Annotated in this window: 11 protein-coding genes; 10 read left to right on the plus strand and 1 reads right to left on the minus strand. The window is 63.9% G+C overall.

The features are described 5' to 3' along the window. The first annotated feature begins 172 nt into the window (after positions 1–172). From QTH87_RS22335 to QTH87_RS22355, 5 genes are all read left to right on the plus strand, one after another. Positions 173–1,210, plus strand: coding sequence for a Rieske 2Fe-2S domain-containing protein (locus QTH87_RS22335; protein WP_286612266.1), 1,038 nt, complete (start codon positions 173–175; stop codon positions 1,208–1,210). A 166-nt stretch (positions 1,211–1,376) separates the two neighbouring features. Further along, positions 1,377–2,678, plus strand: coding sequence for a Rieske 2Fe-2S domain-containing protein (locus QTH87_RS22340; protein WP_286612267.1), 1,302 nt, complete (start codon positions 1,377–1,379; stop codon positions 2,676–2,678). 10 nt (positions 2,679–2,688) lie between these two features. Next, on the plus strand, positions 2,689–3,618 hold the full coding sequence (locus tag QTH87_RS22345) for a PDR/VanB family oxidoreductase (RefSeq protein WP_286612268.1): 930 nt from the start codon (positions 2,689–2,691) through the stop codon (positions 3,616–3,618). Between the two features lie 54 nt (positions 3,619–3,672). Then, a complete protein-coding gene (locus tag QTH87_RS22350; RefSeq protein ID WP_286612269.1) occupies positions 3,673–4,626 on the plus strand; it encodes a Bug family tripartite tricarboxylate transporter substrate binding protein in 954 nt (317 codons plus the stop codon). 7 nt (positions 4,627–4,633) lie between these two features. Continuing rightward, on the plus strand, positions 4,634–5,410 hold the full coding sequence (locus QTH87_RS22355; RefSeq protein WP_286612270.1) for an SDR family NAD(P)-dependent oxidoreductase: 777 nt from the start codon (positions 4,634–4,636) through the stop codon (positions 5,408–5,410). Between the two features lie 542 nt (positions 5,411–5,952). On the opposite strand, the gene QTH87_RS22360 is transcribed toward QTH87_RS22355, so the two are convergent. After that, a complete protein-coding gene (locus QTH87_RS22360; protein ID WP_444812828.1) occupies positions 5,953–6,786 on the minus strand; it encodes an IclR family transcriptional regulator in 834 nt (277 codons plus the stop codon). A gap of 162 nt (positions 6,787–6,948) precedes the next feature. Here QTH87_RS22360 and QTH87_RS22365 point away from each other — a divergent pair, with 162 nt between their 5' ends. The 5 genes from QTH87_RS22365 (at position 6,949) to QTH87_RS22385 (ending at position 12,025) form a co-directional block, all read left to right on the plus strand. Then, on the plus strand, positions 6,949–7,962 hold the full coding sequence (locus QTH87_RS22365) for an amidohydrolase family protein (RefSeq protein ID WP_286612271.1): 1,014 nt from the start codon (positions 6,949–6,951) through the stop codon (positions 7,960–7,962). A 77-nt stretch (positions 7,963–8,039) separates the two neighbouring features. After that, entirely contained in the window at positions 8,040–8,981 is a 942-nt protein-coding gene (locus QTH87_RS22370; protein ID WP_286612272.1) for a Bug family tripartite tricarboxylate transporter substrate binding protein, read from the plus strand. A 29-nt stretch (positions 8,982–9,010) separates the two neighbouring features. Continuing rightward, positions 9,011–9,973 carry a Bug family tripartite tricarboxylate transporter substrate binding protein gene (locus QTH87_RS22375; protein ID WP_286612273.1) on the plus strand — a complete coding sequence of 321 codons (963 nt, stop codon included), beginning with the start codon at positions 9,011–9,013 and terminating at the stop codon, positions 9,971–9,973. A gap of 10 nt (positions 9,974–9,983) precedes the next feature. Beyond that, positions 9,984–11,183, plus strand: coding sequence for a CaiB/BaiF CoA transferase family protein (locus QTH87_RS22380; RefSeq protein WP_286612274.1), 1,200 nt, complete (start codon positions 9,984–9,986; stop codon positions 11,181–11,183). Beyond that, a complete protein-coding gene (locus QTH87_RS22385; RefSeq protein WP_286612275.1) occupies positions 11,180–12,025 on the plus strand; it encodes a citryl-CoA lyase in 846 nt (281 codons plus the stop codon). The genes QTH87_RS22380 and QTH87_RS22385 overlap by 4 nt, the downstream gene beginning before the upstream one ends. Positions 12,026–12,578 lie beyond the last annotated feature (553 nt).

Consider the following 12,578-nt stretch of genomic DNA (forward strand, 5'->3'; position numbering starts at 1 on the left):
TGGCTGGGCATCGGCCACTATAGATCAATCGAGTCGAGACTTCCGGTTATTGAATGGTAGGTGGCTCATTTGAATCACGTCCCAGGCGTTGCATGCCTAACATCCAAACGCACCGACGCCGACCCCCCCACTACACACGGCGCGGGCCTGAATAACAAGGATTGGAGACAAGATGTTCCTTCGCAACATGTGGTACGTGGCCGGCTTCTCGGCGGACGTGCAACCCGGCAAATGTCTCGCCCGACGCTTTCTCAACGAACCCGTCGTCCTGTTCCGGACCGCGGCGGGCGTGCTGAGTGCCCTGACAGACCGTTGCAGCCACCGCGCGATGCCTCTCAGTGAGGGTCATGTGGACGGCGAGATCATCCGCTGTCCCTATCACGGCCTGGAATTCAACACCACCGGAGGCTGCGCCCGCATTCCAGGGCAGGAACGCATCCCTGCCGCCGCGGCCGTACGCGCCTATCCCGTCTGCGAGCGCGACGAGTTCATATGGATCTGGATGGGCGAGCCCGAAAAGGCGGACACCAGCCTGATCATAAGCAACGCCGAGCACGGCGATCCGACCTGGAGTTGGCGCCCCTACTACATGCACGTGAAGTCGAACTGGCAATTGCTGGTCGACAACATCCTCGACCTCACGCACGTCGCATACATCCACGCCAACACCATCGGCGGCAATCCGCAGACGCACTTCAGCGCCAACGTGTCCGTCGAGTTCGATGGAAGCAAGGTGACGCTGCTGCGAAAGATGCCCGACTCGGTGCCGCCCAAGACCTACATCGCCGCCGGCGGATTCAAGGGCAACGTCGACCGCTGGCAGATGGTCGAGTATCAGCCGGCCAACGGCAACGTGCTGCGGGTCAACGCCGGAGCGTGCGACGTGGGAACCGGTGCCTACGAAGGGCGACGCGACAACGGCTTTGTCCTTCTGAACGTCCATGGCGTCACGCCGGAGACCGACACCACGACCCACTACATCTGGACCATCTGCACCAATGCACCACGCGAATCCGGCGTGCCCGAAAACCTGTTCGACCAGTTCTACGAAACCATCTGCGAGGACGAACGCGCCTTGGAGGCGCAACAGCGTCGCATCAACGACATGCCCGACATGCGCTTCGTCGGCATTGCCAGCGACGGCGCAGTGAACCGGGCCCGCATGCTGCTCGACGGCATGAAGAAGGAAGAAGCCGCCGAGGCTGCCTAGCCGAGGCCTCCGGCCTTCGCGGCGAGACGGTCATCGGGCGGCCTCGGTGCCGCCCGCTTCCTCCGAAGCGTCGCGCGCACAGGTTCAGCCAGCCAGATTCTTGCAAGGTCAGTAGCGATCTTGCTTCTCATCACGCGGCCGCGGCCGCAACGTTCATGGAGACGATATGAAACACGAAGACAGTGTCGATCTGACACGAGTGGGACCGGGCACGGTCATGGGTGAATTCATGCGGCAGTACTGGATGCCTGCCGCCAAGTCTTCCGAGGTCGAGGCCGACAGGGAGCCCCTGCGCCTGATGCTGCTGGGAGAGAAATTGATCGCCTTCAGGGACTCCCAGGGACGCGTCGGCATTCTCGACCATCGCTGCCCGCACCGCTGCGCGTCGCTGTTCCTCGGACGGAACGAAGAGAGCGGCATTCGATGCGTCTACCACGGCTGGAAGTTCGATGTCGATGGTCACTGCGTCGACATGCCCAATGTGCCGGCCCGCCAGGACTTCAAGGACAAGGTTCACGCCAAGGCCTATCGGACCGCGGAACGAAACGGCCTCATCTGGGTGTACATGGGCAAGGAGCAGGCCTCCCCTCCTCCCCTGCCCAACATGGAAGCCAACCTGATCCCCGATGCCGACATCTGGTGCCTGCAGCGCGAATGCAACTGGCTCCAGGCGCTCGAGGGCGACATCGACACTTCCCATGTCGGCTTCCTTCACGTCGGCATGCTGTCGCCCGACGATCTTCCCGAAGACCATCCCATGCGCCCGACCGTGGTGAATCGCACGCCGGAGTACGAGGTTCGGAGTACCGATTGGGGCGCGATGTACGGCGGCTATCGTCCCAACGAAGATGGAAACATGTCATGGCGGGTCGCCCACTTCATGTTCCCCTTCTGGACGCAGACCCCGAACGCCCGCTTCGCCACACGAGCCATCGCCCGCGCCTGGGTTCCGATCGACGACGAGCACAGCATGCTGTTCGACATTTCCGGCGGTGTCGACGAAGGCAATCCGGCCTACATTTCCACGCGCAAGAACGGCGAGCCTCTGTACGAGAAGTTCGTCTACGAGCCCAATACCAGCGACTGGTACGGTCGGTGGCGATGCGAGGACCGCGCGCACAACGACTGGGGCATCGATCGAGATTCGCAGCGCAACGGTACCCAATACACCGGGATTGCCAACATCACGATCCAGGACCAGGCCGTCACCGAAAGCATGGGGCCGATCACCGACCACGACCACGAACACCTGGCCCCCACCGATCAGATGATCGCGCGCACCCGCCGCATCGTCCTCATGGCGGCGCGCGCTTGGCGCGACAAGGGCATCCTTCCGCCAGGATCCAATCAGCCGGACGTCTTCATGGGCGCGCGGGCCGGCTCGTTCCTGCATGACCCGACGGTCCCGCTCGACAAGGCCTACCAAGAGCAGTTGGAGAAGGCCGTCCGCTGGAAAGCGGCTGCGTGAGGACGATGTCATGCAGCTGAGAATCCGTTCTGCACGCTGGGAGGCCGATCACATCCTGGGCTTCCGGCTCGAACCCCTGCGTGGCGAGAATTTGCCGGCATTCACCGCAGGTTCGCACATCGAAGTCAGCCTCCAGCCCGGCCTGAAGCGCAGTTACTCGCTGTTGAACGATCCCGCCGAGCAGGACGTGTACGAGATCGGTGTCCAGCTCGATCCGGAGAGCAGAGGAGGATCGCAGCACATCCACGAGCACTGGCGGCCCGGTCAGGTCATCGAAGTGTCGGAGCCGCGCAATCTCTTTTCGCTCGACGAGGATGCGAGTCATTCGATCCTTATCGCGGGCGGCATCGGCATCACGCCAATGCTGTCGATGATGGAACGCCTGAAGAGCCTCGGGCGCTCCTGGGAGCTGCGCTATGCGGTGCGCAGTCGCAATCGTGCGGCCTTCCTCGAGCGGCTGGAAGGGCTCGAGAACGTGCAGGTGACCATCGACGACGAGCCGTCGACGCCACGACTCGACCTTCAAGGGCTGATCCGGTCGGCACCTCCCAGGGCGCACGTGTACTGCTGCGGTCCGACAGGCATGCTCTCTGCGTTTCGGGAGCACGGCGGGCCACTGGGCGATCGGATGCATTTCGAGTATTTCGCATCGGATGCGAAGGTCGCATGCGAAGGCGGCTATCGACTGCAGCTGCAGCGCAGCGGAAAGGTCATCGAAGTCGCGGCCGGTGACACGATGCTGGATGCACTGCTGGGTGCCGGCGTCGACGTCGGCTTCGCATGCTTCGAAGGCGTTTGCGGCAGTTGCCGCGTGCCGGTCCTCGATGGTGTACCCGACCACCGTGACCAGTTCCTGACTCAGGCAGAAAAGGACGCCAACAACGCGGTCATGGCCTGCTGTTCCGGCGCTCGCACCGCCTCCCTCACCCTGGATCTATAGGCTGGCGATCCGCCGCCGAGAAAGAGACAAATGCGAAATCTATCCCGTCGCAGCATGCTGCGCATCATGTCCGCGACTGCCGTGGGCTCGACATTGGCCGGAGCCCAAGCAGCCGAGGCGTGGCCTTCACGCCCGATCAAGCTGATCGTCCCGTTCACGGCCGGAGGCAGTACCGACCAGCTGGCCCGCGCGATCCAGCAGCCGATGTCCGACATGCTCGGGCAACCGGTCGTCGTCGACAACAAGGTTGGAGCCGGCGGATCGATCGGCACCGAGGCCGTATCGCGCGCAGCACCGGACGGCTACACGCTCGTGTTCGGGAACTCCGGCCCCAGCGCAGTCACTTCGCTGCTGCGCAAGCTGCCCTACGATGTGCAAGCCGACTTCAGGCCCGTTTCGCTGGTAGCCGTAGTGCCGCTTGCGCTCATTGTCTCCAACAAGCTGCCGGTGCGCGACCTGAAGGAGTTCCTCGTCTACGCCAAGAAGCCGGGCAGCAACGTGAACTACGGTTCGGTCGGGATCGGGTCCATGGCCCATCTCACCGGCGAGTACTTCAACGAGGCTGCGGGGCTGCGCATGCAGCACATCCCCTATGGCGGAGGCTCTGCGCTGAGCGCGGCGATCCTCGGCGGTGAACTGGAAGCGGGCTGGTTCAATCCCCTCGACGGAACTGCGCTGGTGGCTTCCGGGAAGGCCCGGTATCTCGCGGTCGCCACGCCGCAGCGACTGCCCTGGATGGCCGATGTCCCAGCGATCAGCGAGGTGGTTCCGGGTTTCGAGAGCAGCGCCTGGTTCGGCGTCCTGGCGCCCAAAGGCACGCCCGACCCGATCGTGCGACGCCTCAACGAGGTCATCGTGGCCGCCGTCGCACGGTCCGAGGTGCGCAAGCTGATCGAGGACAAGATGGCAGAACCCCGGAGCAGTTCGCCCGACGAGCTGGCGTCGATCATCCAGCGCGAGATCTCGCAGTGGAAGCCTGTCATCACACGCAACAACATAAAGCTCTGAGGCCAGCATGCAAACCAGCAAGACCCAATCCACCGTGAGCTTCGACTTCGGTGGTCGAACCGTACTCGTGACCGGGGCAGGCAGAGGCGTCGGCGAGGAAATCGCGCGCCTGTTCCATGCCTCCCACGCCAGGGTGGCCGTGAGCGACGTCGATGCCGAGGCGGCACGGCGTGTGGCACACGCGCTCGACGATTCGGGCGTCACGGCGATCCCGCTCGCACTGGACGTGCGCCGCAAGGAGGCCTTCGAGGACGCGCGCGACCGGATCACCAAGGCCTGGGGACAAACCGACATCGTGGTGAACAACGCGGGGTATGCGAAACGAACGCCGGTGCATGACATCACGCCCGAAGAATTCGACGACATCGTCGCCATCAACATGCGAAGCGTGTTCCTGAGTTGCCAGGTGTTCTCCGAGCACATGCGTGCGAATGGCTACGGACGGATCGTGAACGTGACCTCCCTGGCGGGCCAGAACGGCGGAACGGTTGCATCGGCCCACTATGCGGGCGCCAAGGCTGGCGCCATCATGCTGTCGAAGTACTTCGCACAGCAGCTCGCGGGCACCGGCGTCACGGTCAACGCCATCTCCCCTGGCCCGATCGCCACCGCCAAGGGCCGCCTGTCGGAAGAGCAAGTGGCTCGCATCGAGAAGCTCGTTCCCATCGGCCGCTTTGCCGAAGCCTCCGAAATGGCGGCCGCTGTGGCGCTGCTTGCCTCCGACCAAGGCGGATTCTTCGTGGGAGCGACGCTCGACCTGAATGGTGGGCTCTTCATGCGGTGAACTCCGTACGCTCGCACCACGCGATCTGAACGATGTCGATCAAGCGACTTCGTCGCAACGCGTCCGATCGGATCAGGGCATGTTGCGCATCTCCGCTCTTCGGAGCAGCCGCGTTTCCTGGCTGAGAATTGGGTGAGCGCTGGCGGCCGGGTAGCAAGGGAGTCCAGATGTGCTCAGGTGGTCGCAAAGATAGGCTGCCGACGTAGTCCGAACGAGCCGTGATGGGCTCGTCTGCGGTGCTGCTGTTGCTGCAGGCTCATCCTGGCCGTGTATGCCTCCCCGCGACCGGCAGGTGTAGGCGCTCTAGCTCGTACGCTCGTCGACGGCATGGGCCAGCACCCGCATCAATGCGAAGTGGCGGGGACCGCGGAAGCACAGCGTAGCCAATATCGCCACCTGGGTTTGCCTTTGGAATTAGAGTCGATAAGCGGGCGTTATCGCGCACTCGCGACCCCATCGCCGCCTAGTCGTAGGATGCGCCGCGCGGGGACCGTTTCTGACAGATCGTCCAGGTGCTGCCTTTTCTGACGGCGGGGCGCTCGTCAGCCGACCAAGACTGCCTGATGTGCGTCGAAGCTTTCAGCAGTCAATCGTTCAAGGCTCTGAGCATGGTGAGTCGCGGTTCCGCCGAGGGCCGTCGTAGCCTCGGCAGCGGCCTCCAGCACATGCCGACATGCCTCGTACATGGCTTCGGGAAGGGCGAGCCGCGCCCGCGGCCCCGAAACAGCCAACGCCCCTTGGAGTTCTCCGGTGACGCCGAACACCGGTGCCGCAGCCGATGCGGTCTCGGGGTCTCGCTCTCCATACGACACTGCCCAGAATTGCTCGCGAACGGCCCGGTATTCGGGTGCTGCAGGAAGCGCGAAGGCAAGCAGGACCTTGCCCGATGCACCTTGCGCGACCGCGTATTCCTGCCCTATCTGCACCGACGCACGAACCGCTCTGGAGGGCTCGACTCGGAACAGCGCGATCCGCTTGTCTTCGTGCCTGACGTAGAACGACGCGGTCTCGCCGGTCGCGATGCTCAACTGCTTCAGGATGGGCTCAATGACATGCCCCACCCGGAACGAGCGCTGATAGATCGAAGCCAGGCGTAGCGGCTGCGGACCGATGGCGTATTGCCCATCAGCGAGCTTGCGAATAAAGCCACCGTGTTCCAGCGCTGCGAGCAGGCGCAGCACCGTGCTCTTGTACAGGCCCGTCCGTTTCGACAGCTCGGTAAGCGTCAGCGCGGCGTCTGTCGCGCCGAAGGCGGCGAGCAGCGAAAAGGCCCTGTCCAACACCGCGACGCCGCTGGATTCGGCGTTGTCGGCGTTCTGGGCGGCGGACTTTGGTTCGGTCATCGGATTCACAAGGCAATCGTGGACGCGGTTCATTCGGAGCCGCGGGCCGCAGTGTGACACGGCCCTCACCTGCCGTTCACGCAACTCCAATCCAAGGGTTTACCTTGATTCGGCTGGCTGGGTAGCCCTTTATAGTTCTATTCCACAGACCGCCATTCTATCAGATAGAACCTTGACTGCACCCGGGAGACCAAAATGAGCAGTACCAACTACCTCGCCGTTCGCGCCGATTGGCTCGGATTGAACGAGGAAGAAGTCCTCGACCCAGGTCTGCGCATCGTCGACGCTCATCATCATTTCTACGAGCGGCCCGCCTGGACCTACCTGGCTGAGGACTTCCTGGACGACGCGCGCACGGGCCACCACGTCGTTGCATCGGTCTACGTGCAGGCTCAGACCCGCTATCGAGCGAATGGGCCTGCCGCTCTCAAGCCGGTTGGGGAAACCGAGTTCGTTGCCGAGGTTGCACGACAGCACGCCGCTGGCGTCCCCGAAGTGGCTAAGGCCATCGTCGGTCACGCCGACCTTCGCCTGGGCGCCGAAGTGCGCGAAGTCCTCGAGGCACATGTCCATGCGGGCCAGGGCCGCTTCAAGGGCGTGCGCCACCTGAGCACCTGGGACGCGGATGCGTCCCTCGTCAACCCGCTCTCCGCCGCGCCCAGAGGCCTGCTCATGGACAAGGGCTACCGCCAGGGCGTCGCGCAGTTGGCCGCGCTCGGCCTTTCCTACGACGCCTGGCTGTTCTTTCACCAACTGCCCGAGCTGTTCGATCTCGCCAAGGCCGTCCCCGAAACACCTGTGGTCATCGACCACTGCGGCGGCATCGTTCGAATCGGAGCCTACGACGGTGTCCCCTCGCAGGTGTTCGAGACGTGGCTGCGCGGCATGCGCCAGCTCTCGGAACTGCCGAACGTGTACGTGAAGCTCGGCGGCCTTGGCATGCGCATCAACGGCTTCGCGTTCGACAAGGGTGCGATGCCGCCCACCTCCCACCAACTGGTCGACGCATGGCGACCGTGGATGGAGCCCTGCATCGAGCTGTTCGGTGCACACCGCTGCATGTTCGAAAGCAATTTCCCCGTCGACAAGGGTTCCTACAGCTATGCCACGTGCTGGAACGCCTTCAAACGACTGACCTCCAGCGCGGGTGCCGATGAGCGGCGAGCGCTGTTCGAGGGGACGGCAAGTCGCGTCTATCGACTTGCCTGACGCCCCGGCCCTTTACCGCTATCCACATCCCTAAGGAGACCCACTTAAAAGCCCACCAACACGCCTGCCGTCTTGCCATGTTCGCTGCACTCGCACTTTTCGGCACGGCAAGCAGCGCCCAGGCCGTCTACCCGTCACAGCCCATCAAGGTCGTCGTGCCGTTCCCTCCCGCCGGAGGCACAGACGTGCTGACGCGCCTGGTCGCAAACGAGGTGACCTTGAAAGACAAGTGGATCTTCATCGTCGACAACAAGCCTGGGGCCGGCGGCAACATCGGCATGGACGCCGTCGCCAAGGCTAAGAAGGATGGCTACACGTTCGGCACCGGGCAGACGGCCAATCTGGCCATCAACCCGACGCTCTACACCAAGATGCCCTTCGATGCGCTGAAGGACTTCGAGCCGGTTGTGCTCCTGGCCTCGCAACCGCTCGTTCTGGTGGTGCGCGCAGATTCGCCGATCAAGTCCGTTGCAGATCTCAAGTCGCAGGGTCAGGCCAAGCAGTTGTCGATGGCCTCCGCGGGCACCGGCACCGTCGGCCATGTCGGCGGCGAGATGTTCGCCAGACGCGCGGGCATCAAGGTCATGCACGTGCCGTACAAGGGCGCCGGCCCTGCGACGAACGACTTGCTTGGCGGACAGACCGACATCTACTTCGCGACACCGCCCAGCATCATCTCGATGGTTCAGGCCGGCAAGCTGCGCGCCGTCGCTGTCACGTCGCTCAAGCGCATCGACGTGCTGCCGAACGTCCCGACCGTTGCCGAGTCCGGCTACCCCGGCTTCGTCGCGGAAGACTGGAAGGCGCTGGTCGCGCCGGCAGGCACACCGTCCGAGGCCATCGCCAAGATGAACCGGGTCATGAACACCGCGCTCGCGCGACCCGAGATCGTCGCCCGCCTGAAAGACGAGGGCAGCGTGGCGCGTGGCGGCACGCCTGCGGAACTGGGTGCGTTCATGAAAACGGAAAGCACCCGCTGGGGCGCCGCGGTCAAAGAGTCGGGCGCAAAGCTCGACTGAATTTCTCTTCACCCACTCAGGAGACCCTCATGAAGTTCAGCTCAGTCCCCCGCATCTTGGTTCTTGCCGGCGCCGCCGCCCTGTTCAGCGCACCGGCACTTGCCCAGAAGCCCATCACCATCATCGTTCCGTACGCGGCCGGCGGAAGCGCCGACCTGGCGACGCGTGCTCTGGCCCAGTTCGCTGCGCCCGGCGTCGGTGCTCCGATCGTGGTGGACAACCGCACCGGTGGCGGTGGTGTCGTCGGCTGGGGTGCAGCCGCACGCTCGGCACCAGACGGCACCACCCTGCTGACCGTCGAGCTGTCGTACGCCATCGCTGCCGGCCTGATTCCCACGCTCCCGTTCGACCCGCAAAAGGCCTTCACGCAAATCACGACGGCGGTCAAGGTTCCCCACGTGCTGGTCGTGAACCCCGCGGTGCCGGCGAAGAACGTTCAAGAGTTCATTGCTTTGGCCAAGTCCCAGCCCGGCAAGCTCAACTATGGCTCGGGCGGCAACGGCACGAACACGCACCTGGCAGGCGAACTGTTCAAGAGCACCACGGGTGTGGACATCGTGCACGTTCCCTACAAGGGTGCCGGCGCCGTATTGACGGACTTGATGGGCAACCAGGTGCAGGCGCTGATCACGTCCGTCCCCACCGCGCTGCCGCACATCAAGAGCGGCAAGCTGCGCGCCCTGATGGTGACGGGCGCCGAGCGCAACGCCATGCTGCCCGATGTGCCGAGCGCCAAGGAAGCCGGCATTCCCAAGATGGACATCGACTACTGGATCGGCATCGGTGCGCCTGCAGGCACGCCCCAGGCGACCGTCGACAAGCTGAACCAAGCGTTCAACGCCGCACTCGCGCAACCCGAGGCCCGGAAGAAGTTCGCCGAGATGGGGATGACCGTCGTCGCCAACACGCCGACACAGGCCACGCAACTGGTGACCAGCGAAATCCAGCGCTGGACAACTGTCATCAAGCAGGCCGGCATCAAGGCCGACTGAAGGAGCCGACATGACCAACGCCCTTCGAGGCATCCGCGTGCTGGACCTTACCAACGTGCTCGCCGGCCCCTTCGCCTGCCACCAGCTCGCCCACATGGGCGCCGACGTCGTCAAGGTCGAGACCCGCAACGGGGGAGACCTGGCACGCCAGCTGGGCGCCGACGCCGAACTGAACAAGCGCTTCATGGGCGTCTCGTTCCTGGCGCAGAACCCGGGCAAGCGTTCCATCACCATCGACTTCAAGCATCCGTCGGGTAAGGATGTGTTTCGCAAGCTCGTGCGCACCGCCGACGTGCTGGTCGAGAACTTCAGGCCGGGGGTGATGAAGCGCCTCGGGCTGGGCTACGAAGAGCTGCTGAAGGAAAACCCGAAGCTCATCTACTGCGCCATCTCGGGCTTCGGGCAAGAGGGGCCGCTTCGGGACCTTCCGGCGTACGACCAGATCATCCAGGGCATGTCCGGTGTCATGAGCATCACGGGTGCCCCGGAGAATGCACCGTATCGCGTCGGCTATCCCATGGCAGACACGATTGGAGGCATCACCGCTGCATTTGCCGTGGCAGCGGCGCTGGCTGACAGAAGCCGCGAAGGAGGCACCTTCATCGACGTCTCGATGCTGGAGGCCGTGATGTCCACGATGGGTTGGGCGGTCTCGAATCACCTGGTCGCCGGGCGCGAGCCCAAGCCGATGGGCAATGAGAACGTGACGGCGAGTCCGTCAGGAACGTTTCGAACAGGCGATGGCCTGCTGAACATCGCAGCGAACAAGCAGGAGCAGTTCGAGGCCGTCTGCCACGTGGTCGGCCGGCCGGAACTCATTCACGATGGTCGATTCAGCGAACGCCAGAGCCGGCTGCAGCATCGTTTCGAGTTGAAGGCCGTCCTCGAGGAGGCCATGGCCACTCGATCCACTCACGAGTGGTGGACGCTCTTCAATCAGGCCGGCGTGCCGGCAGGTCCGGTCTACAGCGTGCCGCAGGCGCTGGAGCACCCCCAGGTTGCGGAACGCGGCATGGTGGGCACGTTCCGGGACGCGCCGGGCGTAGGCCGCGACATCCGCCTCCTTCGCACCGGCTTCAAGGTCAACGGGGAGGCGCCCCGAGTCGATTCGCCTCCACCGACGCTGGGCCAGCACTCCGACGAGATCCTGGCAAGCCTTGGCTACTCGGCTTTGGAAATCGAAGCACTGAAAACGGAGCAAGCGATATGACCGATACCTCGTCGTCGGACGCTCGGAAGGCCACGGAGGACTGGTGGCGCACGAGCATCATCGACATGTCGCCCGGGGTCATCCGCTACCGCGGCTACCCCATTGAAGACCTGATCAGGCAAAAGGTCAGCCTGGCCCAGATGATCTGGTTGATGACCCGAGGCGAGTTGCCCACCCGCACCCAGGGCCAACTGCTGGAGGCCGCGCTGATGTCCGCGGTGGATCACGGCCCTCAGGCACCGAGCATCGCAATCGCGCGCATGGCTGCGACCTGTGGCGTGGGGTTGAACAGCGCCATGGCGTCCGCAGTGAACGTGCTCGGCGATGTCCATGGCGGCGCTGGCGAGCAGGCCGTCGAACTCTATGAAGACATCGCTGCGCGAATCGACACCGGCTCGTCCGAGAACGACGCCGTCGACGCAGGGCTTCAGGCCTTTGTTGAGACACACGGCAAAGTGATCTCCGGGTTCGGCCATCGCTTCCACCCGATAGACCCGCGAAGCGCGCCGCTGTTGGACCTTGTCGACGAGGCAGCCGCTCGTGGCGAGGTCGGTGGTCGATTCGCGCACATCGGCAGAGCCGTCGAGGCGAAGCTGAGTGCGCGCAAGGGCAAACCCATACCGATGAACATCGATGGAGCTACAGCAGTCATCTATGCCGAGCTTGGTTTCCCGGCGCCTCTGGCCCGGGGCCTGTTCTGCCTTTCAAGGTCGGTTGGCGTGCTTGCGCATGCGTGGGAGCAGACCCAGCAAGGTGGGCGCATCAAAGGCCCCATACCGCGGCAATACATCCCTACGTACGAAGGTCAGAGCGTGCGAGAGGTGCCGGGCCAACGCCAGTGAAGTCAAACTCGGTTCGCCGGGAGGACCACCATTCGCTGAGCGCCGCAAAAGAAGCGAGGTCAAGTTCCGATGTGAGGCGATGCTCTCGGCGCTCGCGTGGCAAAACTCGCGAGATTGTTTTCAACCAGCAGCTGCTGTGGCGCGTTCTGGCTCGACACCGAATCCGCCAAAACGGCGGTAGGCCTACGCCCTCCCCCTTTGTCTAACACCAGTTGAAAACTAGATCTGCTTTGCAGCGATTGCCGTCCTCTCCGCCGCCGGACCAACTCCCTCTGTGATCCAGAGTGCGGTCGTTCAGGTGCCGCGAACATCTCAGAATCTACGGCCGGTCCCAAGGCATTGCGGACATCGCCTCACCTGCATCGCCAACCCGGTTTCGAAGCCAGATCAAGCGGCCGCTTTTCATGTAGCCGGAGTGGTAGTCAGGGCCCTCTCCAGTCCGTGGGTTCGGTGCGACGAACGTCCGGTCCACCACCGAAAGCGGTCAGTCTTCCAGCCACAAACTCACGCTCTCGACCCGCGCGCGTACCAGGCCTGCGAGCGATTGACCACC

This window comes from Variovorax jilinensis (assembly GCF_030316885.1).
Taxonomy (GTDB): Bacteria; Pseudomonadota; Gammaproteobacteria; order Burkholderiales; family Burkholderiaceae_C; genus Variovorax; species Variovorax jilinensis.